The organism is Paraburkholderia lycopersici (genome assembly GCF_900096975.1).
Lineage (GTDB): Bacteria > Pseudomonadota > Gammaproteobacteria > Burkholderiales > Burkholderiaceae > Paraburkholderia > Paraburkholderia lycopersici.
Window position 1 is genome coordinate 121,364 of sequence record NZ_FMYQ01000002.1, and the last position, 21,442, is coordinate 142,805.

At 62.4% G+C, this 21,442-nt stretch carries 15 protein-coding genes and 1 tRNA gene; 9 read left to right on the forward strand and 7 right to left on the reverse strand.

Annotation, left to right across the window (positions count from 1 at the left end; genetic code table 11):
* Nucleotides 1–40: 40 nt before the first annotated feature.
* Nucleotides 41–1,099 carry a sigma-54 interaction domain-containing protein gene (locus BLU17_RS03460; RefSeq protein ID WP_091994461.1) on the reverse strand — a complete coding sequence of 353 codons (1,059 nt, stop codon included), beginning with the start codon at nucleotides 1,097–1,099 and terminating at the stop codon, nucleotides 41–43.
* Nucleotides 1,100–1,467: 368 nt separating this feature from the next.
* On the opposite strand from BLU17_RS03460, the gene BLU17_RS03465 reads away from it, so the two are divergent.
* The 4 genes from BLU17_RS03465 (at nucleotide 1,468) to BLU17_RS03480 (ending at nucleotide 7,017) form a co-directional block, all read left to right on the forward strand.
* Nucleotides 1,468–2,160: a class II aldolase/adducin family protein gene (locus BLU17_RS03465; RefSeq protein WP_091994464.1), complete on the forward strand. Its 693-nt coding sequence runs from the start codon at nucleotides 1,468–1,470 to the stop codon at nucleotides 2,158–2,160.
* Between the two features lie 229 nt (nucleotides 2,161–2,389).
* Entirely contained in the window at nucleotides 2,390–3,367 is a 978-nt protein-coding gene (locus BLU17_RS03470; RefSeq protein WP_176928904.1) for an ABC transporter substrate-binding protein, read from the forward strand.
* Entirely contained in the window at nucleotides 3,364–5,154 is a 1,791-nt protein-coding gene (locus BLU17_RS03475) for an ABC transporter ATP-binding protein (RefSeq protein WP_091994469.1), read from the forward strand. Before BLU17_RS03470 ends, BLU17_RS03475 begins: the two co-directional genes overlap by 4 nt.
* Nucleotides 5,155–7,017 carry an ABC transporter ATP-binding protein gene (locus BLU17_RS03480; RefSeq protein WP_091994472.1) on the forward strand — a complete coding sequence of 621 codons (1,863 nt, stop codon included), beginning with the start codon at nucleotides 5,155–5,157 and terminating at the stop codon, nucleotides 7,015–7,017.
* Nucleotides 7,018–7,079: 62 nt separating this feature from the next.
* On the opposite strand, the gene BLU17_RS03485 is transcribed toward BLU17_RS03480, so the two are convergent.
* Both BLU17_RS03485 and BLU17_RS03490 read right to left on the reverse strand, forming a co-directional pair.
* Nucleotides 7,080–8,171: an ABC transporter substrate-binding protein gene (locus BLU17_RS03485; RefSeq protein WP_091994475.1), complete on the reverse strand. Its 1,092-nt coding sequence runs from the start codon at nucleotides 8,169–8,171 to the stop codon at nucleotides 7,080–7,082.
* A gap of 122 nt (nucleotides 8,172–8,293) precedes the next feature.
* Nucleotides 8,294–10,807 carry a TonB-dependent receptor gene (locus BLU17_RS03490; protein ID WP_143189169.1) on the reverse strand — a complete coding sequence of 838 codons (2,514 nt, stop codon included), beginning with the start codon at nucleotides 10,805–10,807 and terminating at the stop codon, nucleotides 8,294–8,296.
* A 396-nt stretch (nucleotides 10,808–11,203) separates the two neighbouring features.
* Here BLU17_RS03490 and BLU17_RS03495 point away from each other — a divergent pair, with 396 nt between their 5' ends.
* The 3 genes from BLU17_RS03495 (at nucleotide 11,204) to BLU17_RS03505 (ending at nucleotide 14,879) form a co-directional block, all read left to right on the forward strand.
* On the forward strand, nucleotides 11,204–12,313 hold the full coding sequence (locus tag BLU17_RS03495; RefSeq protein ID WP_245746716.1) for a sigma-54 interaction domain-containing protein: 1,110 nt from the start codon (nucleotides 11,204–11,206) through the stop codon (nucleotides 12,311–12,313).
* A 243-nt stretch (nucleotides 12,314–12,556) separates the two neighbouring features.
* Nucleotides 12,557–13,738 carry an LLM class flavin-dependent oxidoreductase gene (locus tag BLU17_RS03500; protein ID WP_091994485.1) on the forward strand — a complete coding sequence of 394 codons (1,182 nt, stop codon included), beginning with the start codon at nucleotides 12,557–12,559 and terminating at the stop codon, nucleotides 13,736–13,738.
* 73 nt (nucleotides 13,739–13,811) lie between these two features.
* Nucleotides 13,812–14,879, forward strand: a complete 1,068-nt coding sequence (locus tag BLU17_RS03505; RefSeq protein WP_091995060.1) for an ABC transporter substrate-binding protein — start codon at nucleotides 13,812–13,814, stop codon at nucleotides 14,877–14,879.
* Between the two features lie 922 nt (nucleotides 14,880–15,801).
* Here the strand turns inward: BLU17_RS03505 and BLU17_RS03510 are convergent.
* The 3 genes from BLU17_RS03510 to bla all read right to left on the reverse strand — a co-directional run bounded on the left by BLU17_RS03510 (nucleotide 15,802) and on the right by bla (nucleotide 17,636).
* Nucleotides 15,802–15,886, reverse strand: a tRNA-Leu gene (locus BLU17_RS03510).
* Nucleotides 15,887–16,115: 229 nt separating this feature from the next.
* Nucleotides 16,116–16,631, reverse strand: coding sequence for a type 2 periplasmic-binding domain-containing protein (locus BLU17_RS03515; RefSeq protein ID WP_143189170.1), 516 nt, complete (start codon nucleotides 16,629–16,631; stop codon nucleotides 16,116–16,118).
* A gap of 105 nt (nucleotides 16,632–16,736) precedes the next feature.
* Nucleotides 16,737–17,636 (reverse strand): class A beta-lactamase, encoded by a 900-nt coding sequence (gene bla, locus BLU17_RS03520; protein ID WP_091994490.1) that lies wholly within the window; start codon nucleotides 17,634–17,636, stop codon nucleotides 16,737–16,739.
* Nucleotides 17,637–17,733: 97 nt separating this feature from the next.
* Here bla and BLU17_RS03525 point away from each other — a divergent pair, with 97 nt between their 5' ends.
* Nucleotides 17,734–18,612: a LysR family transcriptional regulator gene (locus BLU17_RS03525; RefSeq protein ID WP_091994493.1), complete on the forward strand. Its 879-nt coding sequence runs from the start codon at nucleotides 17,734–17,736 to the stop codon at nucleotides 18,610–18,612.
* An 80-nt stretch (nucleotides 18,613–18,692) separates the two neighbouring features.
* Here the strand turns inward: BLU17_RS03525 and BLU17_RS03530 are convergent, their stop codons facing one another.
* Nucleotides 18,693–20,714 carry an NADPH-dependent 2,4-dienoyl-CoA reductase gene (locus tag BLU17_RS03530; protein WP_091994496.1) on the reverse strand — a complete coding sequence of 674 codons (2,022 nt, stop codon included), beginning with the start codon at nucleotides 20,712–20,714 and terminating at the stop codon, nucleotides 18,693–18,695.
* Nucleotides 20,715–20,914: 200 nt separating this feature from the next.
* Between BLU17_RS03530 and BLU17_RS03535 the strand changes: the two genes are divergently transcribed.
* Entirely contained in the window at nucleotides 20,915–21,409 is a 495-nt protein-coding gene (locus BLU17_RS03535) for a MarR family winged helix-turn-helix transcriptional regulator (protein ID WP_091994498.1), read from the forward strand.
* Nucleotides 21,410–21,442 lie beyond the last annotated feature (33 nt).

Consider the following 21,442-nt stretch of genomic DNA (forward strand, 5'->3'; position numbering starts at 1 on the left):
TTGCGCTCGCTGCGCAGCCCGGTACTCCGCGCGCGGGCGTTCAGTTCGCGCCCGCGACGGTGAGCAGTCCAAACTGGACCAGCTTCGCACGGACAACATTGCGGCTCAATCCGATCACCCGCGCCGTGTGGACCTGATTGCCGCGGCAATGCTCGTAGGCAGACCTGTACAGACGTTCCTCGATCTGCTCGAGCAGACCGGTCGTGCCGGCGCGTACCAACGCGTCGATCGCCTCCCCTAGACGGTCGACACACGGCGCCGCCTCCACCTGTGCGGTGACGGGCGGCACCCACACTGCAAGTCGTAGATCCGCTGCCTCAATGCGCGGCTTCGGATTAATCAGCAGCGCGTGGTGGATCACGTTCTCGAGTTCACGGATATTGCCCGGCCACGGATGCGCGCGCAGCCGATGCAGCGCATCGTCGGTCAGGTCCGGTGCCGCGATGCCAAGACGCCGCGACAGCACATCGACAAAATGCCGCGCGAGAGGCGCGATATCGTCGAGCCGCTCGCGCAACGGCGGCAGGTTGAGCGGCGCAACATTCAGACGGTAGTACAGGTCCTCGCGAAACCGGCCGGCACGGACCGCTGCTGGCAGATCGACATTGGATGCAGCGATTACGCGTACATCAACGCGCACGGGATGGCGCGCGCCGACCCGCACGATCTCGCGCTCCTGCAACACGCGCAGAAGCTTGATCTGGATACGCGGCGCGAGATCCCCGATCTCGTCGAGCAGCAGCGTGCCGCCCTGCGCGGCCTCGAACCAACCCGCACGCGCATCGGTGGCGCCGCTGAACGCGCCGCGTTCGTGACCGAAGAGTTCGCTCTCGATCAGCGTTTCAGAAAACGCCCCGCAGTTAACAGCAACAAATGGCTTGTCACGCCTGTCGCTGAATGCGTGGACGAGCCGCGCGACCCGCTCCTTGCCCGTGCCGCTTTCTCCCGAGATCAACGCAGTGGCGTCGCTAGGTGCGATCAGCAGCAAACGATCGAATAGCAGCCGCGAACGTACGTCGACAAACGCAAATTCCTCCGCGAGCGCCGTCGCAGAATCGGGCGCGCAACGATCCCTATCCGAAGAGCGATTGACTGACATGAGCGAAGAAAGACGGCATACGTATGATCGAATCGCGACGCTACCACACCGTTCGCACAACGGGAACGAAAGTAAGCCGCTAACGATATTCCACTCGTGCGTGCATGACGCGCGGTCTTCATCGCGACCACCCGCAAGTGTTCCACTTCCAACACCGCAGTGCGTCGCTGCACAGAATTCACCAGCGCGCGATGCCGCTTCGAAGGCGCTACGCGCGCCGAGTTCGTGTAACACACCCTTCAGCCGCGCATCCGCGCTCAACATACGCAACTGGCATGGAAGCTGCTCTTCAGGGCCGCGCGAAAGACAGGCGAACAACACCGCTTGTATCCGCCGCTCCATTTCTCTCAAACCGACAAAGGACCTTCATGTCGACCGATACCATCCACGCCGCGGAACTCGGCGAGCCCATCACAACCTTCGTTCAGCACGCGCGTCGCGACTTCGACAAGGCCGCGCGCGTGTTGAAGGAAACACGCTCCCTGTCCGCGACCAACACGTTCCAGGCCTATGTACGCGTGCCTGGGGAAGCGCTCGTTGTGAGCCTGCACGCAGCCAGCCCGTGGGCCGACGACCAGCAAGTAAAACCCGTTGTTGCAAGCTTCGACGGGGAAGTGATTTACGGCGACCCGACGTCCGGTGGCCATGGCAAGCGATATGCCGACGTGTTTCGTCAGCAGGCGGACGTCGGCGTCGTGATTCACGTGCACGGACCGTATCTCGGCGCCTGGGCAAGCGCCCATCGCAGCTTGCCGATCCAGTATGCGCCGGCGCAACGCTATACGCGCGCGCGAGAGATTCCCATCTATATCGACCGCCGCCCGGGCGAACCCGCCTTCATCAACGAACAGATCAACCGTGACCCGAACATTCCGGCGATTCTCGAAGCAAACGGAGGCTCCACGTTCTGGGGCAAGGACATCCTCTCGGTGTCGAAATACATCCTGATTCTCGAAGAAGGCGCGTATTTCCAGGCCGTCGCCGAGACACTCGGTGGATCGAAGGAATTCGGCCCGGGCGTCCTCGAACAGCAATGGCGAATGACAGGCCTCGCAGGTTAGGCCGCTTCGTCTGCACGTCCATCGCGGTGCCTCCGCCGTTCGCAGAGCGGTCCAGCTATCTTCGGCGCGCATGCGCCGAACTCCATTCAATGACACCATGTTCCACTCACGCTCAATGCATGCGCTTACCACTGCTCTTCGCGGGTTTGTCCTCACCGCGTTGTTGGCATCCGGCGCGCTTCACGCCACCATTGCCCGCGCCGATGAGGCAAAGGCAGTTCGCATCGCCGTGATCGCCAGCTTCGATTCCGGCAAGCCCACCTTCAATGGCGCGTCGGAAATCGTCCGCCGCGAAGGCTGGCTTGAGAGCGAGCTGAAAAAGCGTGGTGTCGCGCTCGAATACGTCACCGTTTCGAGTTCGGCGGTGGCCACGCAGGTCAACGAAGCACTCGCCAACCACGGCGTCGATTTCGCGGCCTATGGCGACTTGCCCTCGATCGTCGTCAACGCGGGCGGAATCAAGACGCGCATCATCGTGCCGGGCGGCGCCGGCATGAACACGTACCTCATTGTGCCCGCCGGTTCCGGCGCGAAGTCGATTCGCGACCTGGTCGGCAAACGCGTCGCGATCAATCGCGGACGCCCGTGGGAGTATCAGTTTCGAAAGTTGATCGATCAGAACGGATTGAAGTTCTCCGATTTCCGCATCATCAATCTGAACCCGCAGGCGGGTGCTGCCGCGATCGCCGCGGGCAAGGTCGATGCCGAGTTCACGCTCAGCGAATCGTTCCTGCTCGAAGACAGGAAGCTCGCAAAAATCATTTGGTCGAGCCGCAACGAACCGGCGGACTGGCGCATGCGTGCCGAATTGTGGGGTACCGAAGATTTTGTTTCGCGCAACCCGGCACTGACGCAGGTGGTAGCGACCGCTTTCGTCAAAGCGCAGTACTGGATCTCGCAGGCCGCGAATCAGGACGACTTCTACAAGACCGCGGCGCGCGCCGGCACACCGGAAAGCGCACTGCGCCGTCAATACGGCGAAGACAATGTCGCGTGGAAGGACCAGTGGTCCCCGCTCTTCACGCCCGGATTGCGCCAGCATTACATCGCCGAAGCGGATTACGCAAAGCAGGTCGGCATCATTTCGACGCCTGTCGACGCGACGCGCTTCTTCGATTCGACATACGTCGACGCCGCGCTGAAGGAACTGAAGCTCGACGGCTACTGGAACGCGGCGCCGATCGTCTCCGCTGTGTCGGCGAAATGAAACAAGCGTCTTCACGTTTTTCCGAAGCGCCGCTGCTCCGCTGTCTCGCCATCTATGGCCAGATGCCCTGGCGCTTCGGGCTGACCGCGCTCCTGTTTGCGGTCGTCAATGGCAGCGTGGCGTGGCAACAATGGCTGGTCGGGCGCGCGGTCAACGAAGTCAATCACGGACACGTCGTTGTGCGTCTTGCCGACGGCGCGCTCGATTTGCACCGTGCGTGGTACTGGCTGGCCCTGCTGATCGGTGTCGCGTCGATCCGCGCACTGCTGCAATATGCTGCCGGCGTGATGTCGATGATCGTCGGGCAGGAACTGCTGCTCGTCATCCGCGAACGCATCCTGATCCAGATCCAGCGTCTCGATCTCAGCTACCACTGGCGGCACGGCATCGGCGAGCTTGTCACGCGCACCACGCGTGACGCCGACAAGGTGCGCGATGCGCTGATCAACTTCTGGCGCCAGGTGTTCGAAACCGCGATGCTCGTGATTGCATCGATCGGTATGCTGTGCTGGTACGCGCCGTGGCTTGGCATCGTCCCACTGTTGCTGACATTCACCGGACTTGCGCTCCTTGTCATGCAGATGGACCGTCTCGTCACGCTAGACCGCGCGGTCGGCACCGCCTACGACCGTGTCAATCAGGATCTGACAGAAGGGGTCAGCGGCGTACGCGTGATCAAGGCGTTCGGACTGGAATCGGCGCGGATCGCGAGCTTCAATGCGCAGGTTGCGGGGTTCAGCCATGTGTCGCGCGAAGCACTCGCGTATGCGGCACGGCGCATTCCGCTGCCGCAGGTGATCGTTGCATTCAGCCATGTGTGGGTACTCGCGTATGGCGCGCAGCTGATTGGCGCGGGGCGATTGAACGTCGGCGAACTGGTGGCGTCGCTGCTGCTCGCGAATACACTCGTGCTGCGGGTCGAAGGCATCGGCCGGGTCATGCAAATCTTCGCGGACGCGCGCGCCTCCGCGCGCCGGATCTGGGCGTTGCTGGACGCGGACCCGCAGTTTGAATCCGGCGCCGAAGCGCCGCCGTCCGGCGCGCTCGGTATCAAGCTCGACCGCGTGCAGGTATGCACCCCAGGCGGCGGTAACGACGTCCTGAGCGACGTCAGCTTCACGATCGAGCCCGGCGAAGTGGTCGCGCTGGTCGGCACGACGGGTTCAGGGAAGAGCACGCTGATGGGTCTACTGCCCCGTCTCGTCGACGCCCAGACAGGCACCGTATCAGTCGGCTCGACGCTGCAGGGCTGGTCCGGTGTTCAAGCGCTCGACACGCGGGCATTGCGTGAGCGGGTTCATGTCGTGCCGCAGGAAAGCTTCCTGTTCTCCGACACGCTGATAGCGAACCTGCGTCTGGCCGCCCCCGACGCCAGTGACGAACGTATTCGCGCGGCGTTGAGACTGGCATCCGCCGAAGAAGTCGTCGACGGACTACGCGAGGGCTTCGCCACGCGTCTCGGGGATCGCGGCATGACGCTTTCGGGCGGGCAGCGCCAACGCCTGTGCCTCGCGCGCGCGCTGCTGGCGCGCCCCGCAGTCCTGGGACTCGACGACGCGACGAGCGCGCTTGACGCAACGACCGAACGCACAATCCTGAACAACATCCGCGCATTGCGCGAGCGCACGAGCGAAGGCATCACCGTGCTGATCGTATCGAGCAAGCTGTCCACCGTTCTGCTGGCCGACCGCGTGCTCCTGCTCGCCAACGGCCGCATCGCGGCGCAAGGCACTCACGCGGAACTGGCGCAAAGCCATGCCGCCTATCGCGACCTGATGGGGCTCTGAATGACCAGTATGCGCGGCAAGTCGGCCATGTCCGACATCGAACTCGAAGAACATCTCGCCCGGCAAGCGCTAAACCGCAGCATGTTCGCACGGATGCTGCCCTTGCTTGCGCCCGCATGGCGGCTCGTCGTCGCGGTCGTCGGGATCGAACTCCTGCTGGTCGCGACCGTCTTTCTGCGGCCGGTGTTGATCGGTATTGTGATCGACCGCGGTTTCATCCGTGGCGCTTCGCACTGGACAGTCCGCCCAGACGTGATCGTCTGGTGCTGCATCGCGCTAGCGCTTAGCTGGACTATGCGTTTCGCGATGGGCGGCGCATCGCAGTATCTCGCCGGCAACGCCGCGATCCGCGTGCTCAGCGGCCTACGGGCACGCGTATTCGCGCACGTGCAGAGTCTCAGCGTGGGCTACTTCGACCGCACCAAGGCGGGCCGTATCATTTCCCGCGCCGACCGGGACGTCGATACGCTCGAACCGCTGCTGATCCAGGGACCGCCCGAACTGCTGTCGGCAGTATTGCGCTGCGTGGTGGCCGGGGTGATGTTGTGGCATATCGCGCCGAGCCTGCTTTTCAGCCTCGCCACGACAGTACCCGTGCTCTTCGCCGCCACTGCGATATTCAAGCGCGTGTCGCAGGAAAACTGGGCGCGGGTGGCCGAGTATCGCAGTCGTTTCACCGCACACCTGATCGAGACAGTCGCCGGCGTAAGGATGCTTCAGCAGACCGTGCGCGAGTCCGACAACCTCACCCGCTATCGCGGGCTGTTGAATGACTTCAACCAGGCACTCGTGCGTGGGAGCATCCGGGCAAACTGGTTCGCACCGTTCACGACAGTGCTCACGAGCACAGGCATGGCGCTATTGCTGGTGATCGGTGCACGCGGTATCGCTCTGCACGAGATGACGATCGGACAGGTAGCGCAGACTCTCTTCTACGTGTTCCTGTTTCTCGGGCCGCTGCAGGAGTTGACCGACCTGTTCGAACGTTATGCGAACGGAAGCGCGTGCGCACAACGCATCTTCCTGCTGCTAGATACCGAGCCGCAAGTCGTCGACGCGCCCGGCGCAGCGGGATTGCCTGTCGTGCGCGGCGACGTGCGATTTCGGGACGTGAGTTTCAGCTATGACGAACGCAACTACAGGCCAGTGATTGACGGGCTCAATCTGCATATCGCCGCAGGCGAGGTACTTGCCATCGTGGGGCCGACAGGACATGGCAAGAGCACGTTGGTGCAAATCCTGACGCGGTTCTATGACGTGACCCATGGCGCGATAGAACTGGACGGCGTGGATATCCGCACGATCACGCAACAGAGCCTGAGGCGACACGTCGGCGTAGTTTTGCAGGATAACGTACTGTTCGGCGGCACGATTCTCGACAACCTGCGGCTCGCCCGGCCCGACGCGACGGACGAGGTGCTCGTGCAGGCCGTCCGCGCGTTGGGCGCGGACGAAGTGCTCGAAAGCCTGCCGGCCGGCTACCACACCCATGTCGGCCCTTCAGGCTCTCATCTGAGTCATGGCCAGCGTCAGCTTGTCTGTCTCGCGCGCGCGTACCTCGCCGATCCCCAAGTGCTCGTGCTGGACGAGGCAACGTCGGCTGTAGACGTGCATACCGAAAGACGCATCCAGCGAGCGTTGCGGACGCTATGTGAAGGACGCACCGCTATTATCATCGCCCATCGGCTCGCGACCATCCGGGACGCGCACCGCATTGCCGTGATTCGCCACGGACGCGTTGTAGAGCTGGGACCACATGCGGCGTTGATGCACGCCAGAGGAGTTTATGCGGCGTTATATCAGGCCTATGCCGAAAATTCGACAGGCGTTGGGCCCGCAATCGACGCGTACGCACCGTCGTGACGACCGGTTGAGTCCTGATTGAGCCCTGATCGAAGCGCCGGGAAAAGCGTCTTTTCAGGCGCTCACTGAAACGATATATCGCGCGGCATCGCGATCGGGCCATCGCCGATGTCGACGGGCCTGCTTCGCATCACATCGGAGAGCGGCTTCGGATCGATCCATTGATCGATGCCGAAATCATCCGGCAGAAAACCTTCGCCGTGCAGAAACGCCTTGAGTCGCTTGATGCCGTCGATCGATTGCGGATCGAGTTCGAGGCGCAGCGCACGATGCACCTGGTTGCCGTACGCGTAGCGGATCCAGCTGGGCGTCCAACCCGTCTCGCGACCGATCATCTCGATTGCCTGTACGGGATTGCGCGCAGCCCACTCGCCCGCGGCCACTACCCTGTCCAGCAAACGTCCGACGAGTTCGGGATGACGGTCCAGAAGACGCTGATTAACCGTTAGCGGACGCGGCGTTCCATTGCCGATCCGCATCATGGGATCGGGATGAAAGCCGATGTTGACGATGAGTTGAGCGCCGATCAGGTGTGCCGTCTCGGCGCCGCGAACGTCCTTCAGATAAATGACGTCTACCTGCCCCGTGACCAGTGCGCGCGCCTCGTTAGCAAACGTGTGCCGACCGCGTCTGCCTGTGTCGACGGAGCGCACGATATCATCGCTGATCGTCGCCGGCAGCGCGTGGTCCTCAAGATCGACCCATTCGACTTCATTGCGGCCAATGCCCTCCGCGTCAAGCACGGCGGTAATCACGCGCAGTGCGGCAGCACGATTGTGATCGACTTTCAGCGCGTGTTTCGGCAACCCTATCCGACGGCCGCGCAGGTCCTTCGGCGTGCGGATGCCGGCGGTCGGCAATACTGCCAGCGCCTGGAACTCGTCCGTCCAGGTGAGGCCAATCAGGCGGCTCGCCTGGCCTGCCGACCGTCCATAGAGCGCAGGAACGCTACCGCCCTGCCGTAACGAATCGGGTAAATCGCTTTGCACGTGCGGCGAAAACCGCTGTGGATCACGACTGTCTTCCTGCAGCGACCGCAGCGCAACGCCCATGCCACGCATTGCATCCTGCAGCCAGCCGAGATGCCATGCAATCGACAGCGGCGTCGGCACAGGCGGCCGGATACACCAGATTTCTTCGGAATGGTCGGCCATAGGTAACTCGCCAGAATGAAAGATACCGACGCGGCCAAGTAGAAATGACAGAGAGGGTGCCGCATGTGCAGGCACCCCCGTCATTTCTTTCCCGCGTCAGCGGGTGCCGGCACTCCGCAAGCTTACCAGCGGAATGTCCCGTTGACGCCCACATAACGCGGCTCGCCGAGCGCGGTGGGATACGCGCCGTTCGCGGCGACCTGTGACAGGATCACGTACGACTTGTTCAGCACGTTATTCACATAGACCGTCACGTCCCACTTTTTGCTCGGCGCCGAATACGTCAAGCTCACGTTGCCCAACGTATAGCCCCCTTCCTTCTGCACTGGATCGTTCTGTATCACCGCGTTGTAGTAGATTCCGCTGCGATAGCTCCAGTCAGTGCTGAACAGCAGACTGCCTCCGACGGGCTCAGGCACCGGCACGCGGTAGTCGAGACCTGCCGTAATCGTCGTATGCGGCGTACGGTAGAACGAATTGCCACTCGCGTCGACTTGTTGCGTGCCCTGGTAGGTCACGAAATTCGTATAGTGCGCATTGAGGAAACCGAGGCCCGCCCATAACCGGAGGTTGTTTGTCGGAAGCGCCTGCAGTTCGAATTCGAGACCCTGGATCTTGCCGTTTGCGGCGTTCTGCAACGTACTCGTGGTCTGGTTCGGTATGCCTGCCGGGTTCGGCGTCTGCACGTTCAATTGCAGGTTTTTCAACTGGTAGTCGAATATGGCCGCATTCAGGATCAGCCGCTTGTCGAACCATGCGGTCTTGATGCCCAGTTCGTAGTCGGTCAATGTTTCGGGCTGCGCTACCGGAATCGACGCGACGCCGTTGGCCACCACGATCGACGGATTGAAGCCGCCCGAACGGAAGCCCGTTGCAAAGCGCCCATACACCAGCGCGTCCTCGCTGAGCTTGTACTGAGGCGTCAGATCGAACGTGGTCTGACTCCAGCTGTCGGATGCGCCAAGCGACGTGCTGCTGAGCGTAGAAGACCCGACTGCCGATAACGGCCACCATGTTCCAGGATTATTGAACACGACGGAGCCCGCAGCGCCGCTCGCGAGGCGTGACTCCTGCACGGTCTTGGTTTCGCGCGTGTAACGGACGCCGCCTGTCAACGCAGCGCGGTTCGTGAGATTGAACGTTGCGCTACCAAAGAACGCATTGCTCTGGTCCGCCTGGTGCAACGGCTGACTCAAATACGCGGTACGTGTTGAAGGCGCAATCGTCGCTGACACGGACTGGTAATCCAGGCTCGAATCAAAATACATGTAGCCGATAAGCCAGTTCAGGCGGTCCGTCTGCGGCGACGCGAGGCGCAGTTCCTGCGAGAGTTGCCGGAAGTCGGTATGCGAATACGTGCCACTCTGGTTCGGTACGCGTGGCGACGGCGGAGTACCTGGCTGCTGGAGAATATCGTCGTGCGCGGTCTCGATCGCCGAGATCGACGTAAGCTTCAGCCGACCGATCTGATAGTTCAGGGTCACACTGGCGCCAGCCGTGTCATTCGTCACGTTGCTGTAGCCAGCGTAGAACGGATCGCCAATCTGCGGATTCGCTCCGTACGACGGAATGAAGCCATAGTTGTCAGCGCCACCCGCGTTGATCCCGATGGGATAGCTAGGTGATGCCGTGCCGCTGTAGCGCGCGAAGTGCGCATTGACGAGTGCACTGAAGTTGCTCGACACGAGCGCCAGCAACTGTACGCGACCGCCGCAATCGCTATAGTCCGGCTGGTTTTTACCGGTGTAGTTGTTGTGCGCATAACCGCTTGTCTCGTCACAGCGGAACGCGACGCGGCCGGCCAGCGCATCCTCCTTGATCGGGCCGCCGACAGCGGCCTCGATCTGGCGCGTCCCGTAATTGGCGATGCCGAGTTTCGCGTAGCCGTCGTAATCGAAAGTAGGTTTCTGCGAAATGAAGTTGACCGCACCGCCCGTCGTATTCTTGCCCCACAGAGTACCCTGGGGGCCACGTAGCACTTCGACGCGCTGCTGATCGTAGATCGGGAACACCTGGCTCGAAGCGAGCGCAATGAATACATCGTCCTGGTAAATGCCGATCGGACCTTCGAGATTCACCGATGGATCGTTCGAACCGATGCCGCGCAGGAACCACCGGGGTTTCGACGTAAGGCCGCCGCTCGATTGCGCGGAGAAGTTCGGCACCAGGCGAGCGATGTCGTTCGAGTTATGGATGTTCCCCTGCTCCATGTAGTCCCCGCTGATCACGGTAATCGGCACCGGAACATCCTGAATCTTCTGTTCGCGCCGCTGCGCGGTCACGGTGACAGCCCCGAGCTGCTTTGGCGCGGTATCCGCTTTCGCGGTTGCGCGAGCAGCACGTTTGGGCGCGGTCGCCGCGGGTGCGGACTTCACGTCCGCATTCTCGCCGGATGGCACCGTCGCCGCCTGCGCGCCCGTCTGCGCATGACCCACGAGTGAGTACGCGAACAGGAGTGTGACGAGTGCGATATGAGTCAGACGATGTGTCGGCCGAAGCCCAGTCGCCGCGTCCACGGGCCAGTTTTTCAGCCTGCTGCCTGGTTGAAGGTCGTATTTCACTTGCACTAATTTCCCCAAAAAATTGTCGTTGTCGGACTCGTTGCCCATTGGGCGCGGGGTCGTGCAGAGCAGCAAATATGCCAATCAACACATCATCGCGAGCAGGCCCTTCATGGCCGGGTGTTTGCGGGGAGATTCATGCTCTATTCGCCTATCGGTCAGACGCGCGAGCCCATAAGCGTTGTGCGTCGAATGCAACATTCGCTGTCGGATTCGGCACAGGCGCAAGTCGAAAGCGCAGCAGGCGTGCGAGGCACAGGCGCATTGCACGCACGCGCATATCCAACGCACATGAACATGGTTGTCCTGCAATGCGGTAGGTCATAAATTGACTGCTTCAGGCGTTGCGCCCGGTCGCCATCCGTTGCGTCCCGGCAGCGCGAGGTAAAACGTATGGCGTCGAATAACATCCCACCCACTACGCTGCTTGCACTCGACGATTCGCAACCGCTATCGATCCGGGCCAAAGCAATGGTCTTCGCCGACCCGGCATCGCGGGCGCTACTCGACTATCTCGAGCGCATGGCGCCAAGCGATGTGCCCATCCTCATCAATGGCGAAACAGGTACTGGCAAGGAACTCGTCGCGCGGCACGTCCACCGCTTGAGTCATCGCACTGGGCCGTTCCTTGCCGTGAACTGCGGCGCGATAACCGAACAGCTCGCGGAAAGCGAGCTATTCGGCCACGAAGCCGGATCGTTCACCGGCGCTGCGGGCCGCCGCGAGGGATGGTTCGAAGCGGCAGACGGGGGAACGCTGTTTCTCGACGAAATCGGCGATCTGCCACTTCCGCTCCAGGTCAAGCTGCTGCGCGTTCTGCAGGAACGCGAGGTCGTAAGATTAGGTTCACGCAGGCCGATTCCCGTGAACGTGCGCCTCGTTGCGGCTACGAATGTCGACCTGAATCACGCGGTGCAAGCAGGTCGCTTCCGTCTCGATCTGCTGTTCCGGCTGAACATCGCGCAGATCCGTGTTCCTCCGCTGCGCGAGCGGCCCGGCGACATCGAACCGCTGGCTCAGCACTTTCTCTCGCAATATGCACAGCGCCTTGGCCGAACGACCGCCCGGCTTTCCGCAAGTGCACTCGCGATGCTGCTTCGCTATCCGTGGCCGGGTAACATTCGCGAACTCGAGAACGCAATTCACTTCGCATTGCTGGTAGCGGACGGGTCGGACCTGCAGCCCGAGCATCTGAAGATGGCCGGCAACTGGAACGAGCACGCGTGGGACAGCACCTGGAGCGTCGGCGACGAGGCCCTCGGCACCATGCCCGGAGCTGGCCTGGCGGGCGGGCCTTCACCGCTTGCTGTAATCGGCGAGCAGTTGGAGCGGCTCTTCGATGATCCGCCAGCCGACCTCTTCAATCAGCTGGATCTGCTGATCGTGAGCACAGCATTTCGCGCAAGCGGTGAAAACCAGGTACGTGCGGCGGCACTGCTCGGCGTGACGCGTAACGTCGTGAGAACCATGCTGCGACGTCACGGATTTGTCGGCGCGGGCGATTCATCGCCGCCAGCCTCCGACGACGCCGGCTTCACGCAAGGCGCTCCAGCGCGCTATGGATCATCGCCAAGCGTCTGAGGATCGCGCGCGATATGCATCGCACTCACGGCGAAACGCCGCATGTCGTGAATCGCGGCACTTGCTTAACTGGTGATTTTCGCGCAGCAGCAAACGGCGCACTGCATGCGATTTGCTGAACTTGCAGCACGCGATGCACATCGTACGCCGTCTGACAATGACTTTCGCGATGGCACAGACGTTGCGTTAGAGCACTCCCGTCGGGCAGCGCAACGGCTGCCGATATTTCTGACGAGGAGTCTTATGAAAACGGAATTTTTCTGGCGCCTGCCGCTTGGAAGCGATGGCCCTTACCTTGCATCCGATAAGAACACGCGCGGGCCGCAACCCTGGAAACCCGGCAACATCGCGCCCGGTCGCCTGCCTGACGGCGGTGCCGATGGTTTCACCTACATTGACTACATCGCGCAGGTGGCCAAGGCCGCTGAGCTTGCAGGCTTCGAAGGTGCGCTGCTGCCAACGGGCCCTGAGCCATGGATCGCCGCCGCGGCGCTCGCGCGCGAGACTCGGCGCATCAAGTTCCTGATTGCCTTCCAGGCCACATGGACCTTGCCCGCGTATGCGGCGCAACAGGCCGGCATCCTGCAGAATCTGTCGCACGACCGGCTTGAATGGAACATCATCACCGGCGGCGTTCCCGCACAACAACGCGCCAATGGCGACTTCCTCGAACACGACTTGCGCTATAAGCGCACGGGCGAATTTCTCGATGTCGTGCGGGGGCTGTGGGAAAACGAGCGATTCTCCTACAACGGCGAAATCTACAAGATCGAGGACGGCGCCCTTCACCCTGCATTGCGCCGCGAACGTCGGCCTGGCATCTATTTTTCGGGCTTTTCCGAACCGGCGCTCGAAGTGGCATCACGTCACGCCGATGTCTATCTGAACTGGGCCGAACCCATCGACAAATTGAAGCCGCATATTGCCCGCGTGCGCGATCTCGCCGCGCAAAATGGACGTGCCATACGCTTCGGCATCCGAATCGATCTGCTCGCCCGCGAAACGGAGGAGGCCGCGTGGGCGGAAGCACGTCGCCAGTATGGCTTTATCGATGGCAACACCGCCAATGCTCTCAAGCGTGTCAACGGTGGCTCCGATTCTGTCGGCGCCGCGCGCCAGACCGCCTATCACGCGAAAGCGCATCGCTTCGAAGACCTGATTCTCGGGCCGAACCTGTGGGCCGGCTTCGGACTTGCCAAACCAGGCCCCGCCGTTGGTCTCGTGGGCAATTACCAGAATGTCGCCGAGCGCCTTTCGGAGTTTCGTGACGCCGGCATCTCGACATTCATCCTCGCCGGGAATCCGCACCTGGAAGAAGCCTTGCGTATCGGACAGGAGGTGCTACCGCTTATCCGCACGGCCCCCGCGAAACCCACTGGCACGCAGTCCACCAACAGCCCGCAAACAGCTTCCGTGGTCGCCTGAAGACCGCGCAGACACCAAATAGAGATGCATGACGCTGTATCCGAATGACCTTCTGAACTTCATTGGAGCAAGCATGAGCAAGGCGCTCGACACGCTGTGGTACACCCGCTGTCCCGTCCCGACCGGACTCGGAATCGCCTTTCAGCGAGGCTGGCTGGAAGACAGCTTTCGCGACCAACATACTGAGCTGAAGTCGCTACGTGAGTCGAATGAAAGGGCGGTTCGCGAATCGCATTTCGATCACACGCTGCAAAATTCCGTACGTCACGGCGGCAATATCCCGGCCATATGGGCGCGCTCGGCAGGCCGCGCGACACGCGTAATCGGCCTCTCATGGGCGGACGAAATTCAATTGATCTTAACGCTACCGGACTCCGGCATCAAGACGGTGCGGGATTTGAAGGGCCGCCGGTTCGGCCTGCCGAAATGGGAGAAAGTCCAGATCGACTTCACGCGCGCCCAAGCTATTCGCGGCCTGGAAAATGCGCTGAAGCTCGATGGACTCACTGTGTCCGATGTCGAACTCGTCGATTTCACAATCGACGGTGGATACAGTGATGAGCCGGCGCAGCGAATCGCAGGTACACAACTGTTTTCGGGGCGTCGAGCGGGCAGCCGCAGTTCGGAACTTGTGGGGCTGTTGCGGAATGAAGTCGACGCAATCTTTCTAAAGGGCGCGCAGGCCGCGTTGGTAGCCAACCAGTTCGGGCTGCATACGGTGATCGATACTGGATCGCATCCCGACCCGCTAATCCGCTCGAACAACGGCACACCGCGCACGCTGACGGTGGACGTCAATTTGCTTGACCAGCATTTCGACTCGGCTGTGCGCATTGTCGAGCAGGTCCTGCGCGCCGAACAATGGGCGCATCAACATCAGGACGAAACGCGCCGCTTTCTCGCGCGCGAGACCAATAGCAGCGAGTTCTACGTGACCGCGGCGTATAGCGAGAATGCGCATCTACGGTTGCGCACGGACTTTGCGGAACAGTCAGTGCTGGCGTTGCAGGATTTTAGCGACTTCCTGCTGCGCTGGAAATTCATTCCGGAACGCGTTGACGTGCACTCGTGGCTCGATCAACGGCCATTCGAGAAGGCGCTGGAAAGACTGCACACAGATGAGAAGCTCAAGGCAGCGTAACAATGTCGCCCCACTAATGGTTGCCGAGGTGGTCGTTCCTTCTGGATCCGGGTAATCTGGAGAAAAGACCAGTCGACACCTTGAATCGCGCGCAGTGTTCCGCGTGGCGCTCTCGCAAGGCACGTTATCTGTAGCACGGCCGTTGGCGTAAATCCGGAGCACACAAATCAGTTTCACGTTGCGCCTGACTCGAAGATAGGGACATCGACCGGCAGTAAAGTTCGCACATGAAGCAGGTCTGACAAACGTCAGGACGGGCGCACACAATCATAGGCTGCCCGTCCTGCCACTCGCCCATGATGCTAAAGATCCATATCTACGGGCATTTGGACCGAATACCTCCCAGCCAACGTCTTGAGCACGAATACCTGCGCAAAATCGAGAGGCGCAGTTCTACTCGACAGCCCAACCAACCCGTACTACACGGCATACGGTTCGATGCATGGCTTGGGGCGTAAAAAACATACCCCGGTTTCAAATACAAGCCAAATAGCAATCTGTTTGACACTGCCGATGTATCGGTTGAGGACAACCGGCATCAATATATTGATGCCGTTGGAAGCGTTGTGGGAACGGTCGCTGGTGCGCTAGTCGGTGATGGAGTTCCGCCTCACGATAAGACGGCAAAAACCTCAGGTTTCCCAACGAAATCGAAGAACGGCGGTGCCAAGATGGCTGCGACCGGGACGTAACGCCAGCTTACGTGCGGCGCCGCTCGCGGTTTGAATGAAGCAACGAAGCACAGTTGGTACGACACGCCACTCTGGAAACCAGTCGGCTTCATGCAGAACCTGTGCCAGCCGAAGCAAGTCCCACGGGAACTTTTAAGAGTCCAACAAAGGAGAGAGTGCAGCAAATAACGGCGGGAGTTTAAGGGTGCTAACGACCCGAAGCTCTGCTGGCTATCAGAGCCTCATCAATTTGGTGCCGACGGCGAGACTCGAACTCGCACAGCTTTCGCCACTACCCCCTCAAGATAGCGTGTCTACCAATTTCACCACGTCGGCACTACGTGCAATCGGGGACGCACGGGACCCCGTATCGCGGACAACCCTGTCAGCCAAGGCTCAGACAGCACTCTGCGGTGTGCACCAACAGCATGTTTAGATAAGAACCCACATGCCTTTCAGCGCCACCCCTCAGGATAGTGCGTCTACCAATTTCGCCACCTGGGCTTGAAGGGTCGCCATTGTATCGAGTCCCTCCGCATTTTTGAAGGCCCCGCGCGAAGAATTTTCAGGCCCAAGGTCCGCCCCAAGCCGGCGCTTCCTTGCGGGCGCGCACTGCATCGGCGTGCTCGCGTGTCATCTCGATCAACGCGCGCAATCCGGCCGGCACATGCCGTCGAGCGTCGGCGTCCAGTGCTCCAGCACGTGAACGAGCGCCCCAGCCTTCAGGTCCGCACACATTCCACTCAGTCAGGAACGCGAGACCGAGACCAGCACATGCCGCGGCGAGCATCAAGCCAGCTTCATCGAGCGTCACCGCGCCTTCGCCGTTCACGCGCACGGTCCGGCCACGCCGCGCGAACTCCCATGGGAAGATCTGCTCGCCCGGCATGCGGCAGCGGCGCGCGGCGGCTTGCATCCCGCAAAGTATTCCGGACTCCAAATCACTGCCAGGCACTGCCCGCCGCCGAACGGCACCGCGATCATGTCCTGCGACACCAACACCGTGAGGCGGATGCCGGGTGCCGTACCCTTCGATCACGATGCCAATGAGCCCCCGTTCCGTCACGATATCGAATTTCATGCGGCTCGCCACGTATCGGACGCCACAGGTAAGGCACGTTCGGGCTCGCAGTATTCCCGAGCCGAAGTCACGCGCCGGATTAGCGTCGCCTGCCTGGACCGCGCCCTAAATAGTCGCGACCACCGCCCCCACTTTCGCGATCGCCCCGTCGCGCTGCGCCGGACTCGCGCGCGTCGCGCCCGTCAGATAGGTCGCGACGAGGATAGGCGCGCGCCCCACAGGCCAGACGATGGCGATGTCGTTCGCAGTGCCGTGGTCGCCCGTGCCGGTCTTGTCGCCTGTGCGCCAGTCTTTCGGCAAACCCGCGCGCAAGCGCGCATCGCCGGTCTGGTTGGCGACGAGCCACGCAATGAGCTGCTCGCGCGAGGCCGCCGAAAGACGCTCGCCGACCAGCAACTCGCGCATGTCCGCCAGCATCGCGGCGGGCGTGGTCGTATCGCGAGGGTCGCCTGCTATCGCTTCGTTGAGCGTGGTCTCGTTGCGGTCCAGCCGCGTGACCGGATCGCCGATGCTGCGCGCAAAAGCCGTAACCGCCGCCGGCCCGCCTATGCTCTCCAGCAGCAGGTTGGCCGCCGTATTGTCGCTGCGCGTGAGCGCGGCTTCGCAAAGCTCGGCGACGGTCATGCCTTCGCCGCCCGCGCGCGGCCCGCTCACGGGCGAATACGAGACGACCTGGGCATGCGAATACACGATCTTGCGCGCGAGGTCTTCGCCGCCATGATCCTTACGCGTCAGTACCGCCGAAGCCAGCAGCAGCTTGAACGTGCTGCACATGGGAAAGCGCTCGTGCATGCGCCAGCCTTGGGCGCGACCGCTGGCCGTATCGAGCATCGCCACGCCGAGCCGGCCGCCTGTTTGCGCCTCGATTGCGGCGAGCTGCTTCTCGAGCGCGCCGTGACGCGCCGCGTGCTCTCGTGCCGATACGGCCACGCCAAACGCCTGAGATGCAAACCCAGCTATTGCCCCAGCCAATACCGTCATCGAAAACCTGCGTCGCGTAATCATCGCCTCTCCCTGAAGAGCCGACACTATCGCGCGTCCGCTACGAGGTGGCAAACGATGATAAATTGTCCGACACCCAAGAAAAACTAATGGCTCGATCATGCGACCGAATCTGCCCTTCAATGCGTTGCGCGCGTTCGAATCGTCGGCGCGGCACTTGAGCTTCACTCGCGCGGCGACCGAGCTGAACGTCACCCAGGCGGCCGTGAGCCAGCAGGTCAGGATGCTCGAGGAGCGCCTTGGCGCGACGCTGTTCAAGCGCCTGCCGCGCGGGCTCGCGATCACCGACGAAGGTCTCGCGCTGCGCCCGGTCCTCACCGACGCATTCGATCGCATCGAAGCCGTGTTGCGGCAGTTCGAAGGCGGCCATTTTCACGAGGTGCTGACCGTGGGCGCCGTGGGGACATTCGCGGTGGGGTGGCTCATGCCGCGCCTGAAGTCGTTTCACGAAACGCATCCGTTCGTGGAACTGCGCATCATGACGAACAACAATCTGGTCGATCTCGCGGCGGAAGGTCTCGACTTCGCCATCCGTTTTGGCGACGGCACGTGGCCCGGCTCGCGCGCCGTCAGGCTGTTCGACGCGCCGCTCTGCGCGCTCTGCGCGCCCGATATCGCCGATCGTCTGCGCACGCCCCTCGATCTCGCCGGCGAAAAACTGTTGCGCTCGTATCGCACCGACGACTGGACGCTCTGGTTCAAAGCGGCGGGGATCGCGCCGCGCCCGGTGCGCGGGCCCGTGTTCGACTCGTCGCGCCTCATGGTGGAAGCGGCGATGCAAGGCGCGGGAATCGCGCTCGCCCCCGCTTCGATGTTCGAACGCGATCTCACTGCGGGCCGGCTCGTGCGGCCCTTCGATATCGAGGTGCAGGCGGGCAGCTACTGGCTCATTTCGCAAAAGGGCAAGACGGCCACGCCGGCCATGCGCGCGTTCAACCAGTGGATCGTGAAGGAAGCCGGCGGTCGCGAAGCGTCATGATGCTTTCGCAACGACGGCCAAGCGCCTTGCACGTTGCGCGGGTTACGCGCCGCGGGTTCGAGTGCGTGGCTGCACGGATTTCACATCGTCATCGCCAGCCGCGTCGCGTGATCGATGGCGCGCAGCGCGTCCAGTTCGGCGGCGACGTCGGCGCCGCCGGTCAGCAACGGCCTCGCGCCGCGCGCAATCAGTTCGTCGTAGAGCGTACGGTTCGAAAGCTGGCCCGCGCACAGCACGACATGATCGACGGCAAGCACGTGCGGTTTTCCGTCGACGCGATAGTGCAGGCCTTCGTCATCGATCGCCTTGTAGGTCGCGCCCGAAGTCATCGTCACGCCCGCCTTGCGCAGGCTCGCCTTGAGGATCCATCCCGTCGACTTGCCGAGCCCCTTGCCGAGCGGCTCCGCCTTGCGCTGGAACATGTGAACGCGGCGGCGCGGCGCGCCATGACTGTCGAGTCGCGCGAGCCCGCCCTCGCTCGTCTTCGCGAGATCGACGCCCCACGCACGGAAAAACGCGCCACGGTCGAGCGATTCCCGCGCGTCGCCCAGCAGATACACGGCTACATCGAAACCAATGCCGCCCGCCCCGATGATGGCCACGCGCTCGCCCGCTTCGACGTTGCCCGTGAGCACGTCGATGTACGACACCACCTTCGGATGATCGATGCCCGCGATATCGGGCATGCGCGGCGTGACGCCGGTCGCGATGACGATTTCGTCGAATCCCGCGCCGGCGACTTCGTCGGCCGTGGCAGGTCGGCCAAGCCGCAGCGTCACGCCAAGCTTCTTCAGCCGAACCTCGAAGTAGCGCAGCATCTCGTGAAACTCGGCCTTGCCGGGCACGGCCTTCGCGAGGTTCAACTGGCCGCCAAGGCGCGCGCCGGCTTCGAACAGCGTGACGGCGTGGCCGTGTTCGGCCGCGTTGACAGCGCACGCCATGCCGGCCGGGCCGCCGCCCACCACGGCGATCCGCTTGCGTTGCAAGGCCTTGCCCGCGGCGAATTCGATCTCCCGCCCCGCGCGCGGATTGACGAGGCAAGTCGCCGTGCGCTCCGTAAAGATGCGGTCGAGACAGGCCTGATTGCAGCCGATGCAGGTATTGATCTCGTCGGCGATGCCAAGCCGCGTCTTCTTCGCGAAGTCGGGATCGGCCAGCAAAGGACGCGCCATCGAAACGAGATCGGCCACGCCGGAGTCGATCAGCGCCTGCGCCACCTCGGGCGTATTGATGCGGTTCGACGCCATCACGGGAATCGACACCGCCTCTTTGACGTTGCGAATCGCGTCGCGCCACGCCGCGCGCGGCACGCAGGCCGCGATGGTCGGCACCGCCGATTCGTGCCAGCCCACACCCGTGTTGATGAGGTCCGCGCCCGCCGCTTCGATCTCCTTCGCGAACGCCGCAATTTCGGCGCCGCTCATGCCGCCTTCCACAAGGTCGATGGAGGAGACGCGGTAGATCAGCATGGGCTCGCGGCCAATCGTTGCGCGCACCGCGCGCACGATGTCGAGCGCAAAGCGAATGCGGCCTGCGAAGCTGCCGCCGTATTCGTCGTCGCGCTGGTTGGTCGCGGCAGCCGTGAACTCGTTGATGAGGTAGCCCTCCGAGCCCATGATCTCGACGCCGTCGTAGCCGGCCTGAACCGCCAGCGCCGCCGTGTTCGCGAAATCGGCGACGGTCGCGCGCACTTCCTGCGTGCTCAGCGCGCGCGGCGCGTACGCGTTGATTCTCGCCTTGGCGGCCGAAGGCCCCACGCATTCCGGCACCTTCGCATAGCGCCCCGCGTGCAGGATCTGCAGCACGATCTTCCCGCCCGCGTCGTGAACGGCGCGCGTGACGACACGATGCTCGGCGCACTGCTCGGCGCGGTTGAACAGCGGGCCGCCCGCCTCCATCACGCCTTCGGGATTCGGCGCGAACCCGCCGCTCAGGATCAGGCCGATTTCCCCCGCCGCACGCGCCGCATAGAACGCCGCGAGACGCTCATGCGGACGGTCGAGCGTCTCGAGCCGCGTGTGCATCGCGCCCATCACCATGCGGTTGGGAAGCACCGTCGCGCCGACGGTGAGCGGGGTCAGAAGACGGTCGTAGGTCGCCATGGGGATGTCTCTCGATGTTCTCAGCGTCGTTTCCGCACTCTAGGCGAGCCCGGTATTTACGTCAACATCATGATATATATGAGCGACCATCGAAGGAATATTGTCCGTATGGACGGCTCGTTGACTTCGAGCCAATATTTTCGTATCAGCTATTTGTCTCATTGCCCGCCGCGCAAACGCGACGACCGAAGCAGGCGCCCATGACCCAGAACGATCCTTCGTACGACCAGTCCGTCTCCTCCGTCCACAACCGGCTGTTCTTCCGGCTCTTCCAGGCCGGCAACACGCTCGACAGGCAAACGGCCAAGGCGCTCGGCATCACGACCGTGCAGTGGTCGGTGCTCGGTGCGCTCTCGCGCCCGCAGGCTGCGCAGGGCATGTCGTTCTCCGAGCTTGCCGACTATCTCGTGGTGAGCCGCCAGAGCCTGGATGGGGTGCTCAAGCGGCTGGAACGCGACGAGCATGTGCTGCGCGTGGCCGATACCGTCGACCGGCGCGCGAAAAAAGTCGTCCTCACCGACAAGGGAAAAGTGTTCTGGGAGAGCCTTCAGCCCAGGATCTACGAGTTCTATCGCCAGGCGCTCGCGAACTTTCGTTTCGACGACAAGGTGTCGCTCGTTCACTTCCTGAATCAGCTCAACAAGGGCATGGACGAGATCGACATGGGCGCCCCCGCAACGCGGGCCGTGGAGTAAACACAACGCTGGGGCGAGCCGCCGTTCAGCGAA

Coding starts and splice junctions, on each gene's coding strand:
- BLU17_RS03460 (WP_091994461.1), bottom strand. CDS start 1,099: ATGTCAGTCAATCGCTCTTCGGATAGGGATCGTTGCGCGCCCGATTCT.
- BLU17_RS03465 (WP_091994464.1), top strand. CDS start 1,468: ATGTCGACCGATACCATCCACGCCGCGGAACTCGGCGAGCCCATCACA.
- BLU17_RS03475 (WP_091994469.1), top strand. CDS start 3,364: ATGAAACAAGCGTCTTCACGTTTTTCCGAAGCGCCGCTGCTCCGCTGT.
- BLU17_RS03480 (WP_091994472.1), top strand. CDS start 5,155: ATGACCAGTATGCGCGGCAAGTCGGCCATGTCCGACATCGAACTCGAA.
- BLU17_RS03485 (WP_091994475.1), bottom strand. CDS start 8,171: ATGGCCGACCATTCCGAAGAAATCTGGTGTATCCGGCCGCCTGTGCCG.
- BLU17_RS03495 (WP_245746716.1), top strand. CDS start 11,204: ATGGTCTTCGCCGACCCGGCATCGCGGGCGCTACTCGACTATCTCGAG.
- BLU17_RS03500 (WP_091994485.1), top strand. CDS start 12,557: ATGAAAACGGAATTTTTCTGGCGCCTGCCGCTTGGAAGCGATGGCCCT.
- BLU17_RS03505 (WP_091995060.1), top strand. CDS start 13,812: ATGAGCAAGGCGCTCGACACGCTGTGGTACACCCGCTGTCCCGTCCCG.
- BLU17_RS03515 (WP_143189170.1), bottom strand. CDS start 16,631: ATGAAATTCGATATCGTGACGGAACGGGGGCTCATTGGCATCGTGATC.
- bla (WP_091994490.1), bottom strand. CDS start 17,636: ATGATTACGCGACGCAGGTTTTCGATGACGGTATTGGCTGGGGCAATA.
- BLU17_RS03525 (WP_091994493.1), top strand. CDS start 17,734: ATGCGACCGAATCTGCCCTTCAATGCGTTGCGCGCGTTCGAATCGTCG.
- BLU17_RS03530 (WP_091994496.1), bottom strand. CDS start 20,714: ATGGCGACCTACGACCGTCTTCTGACCCCGCTCACCGTCGGCGCGACG.
- BLU17_RS03535 (WP_091994498.1), top strand. CDS start 20,915: ATGACCCAGAACGATCCTTCGTACGACCAGTCCGTCTCCTCCGTCCAC.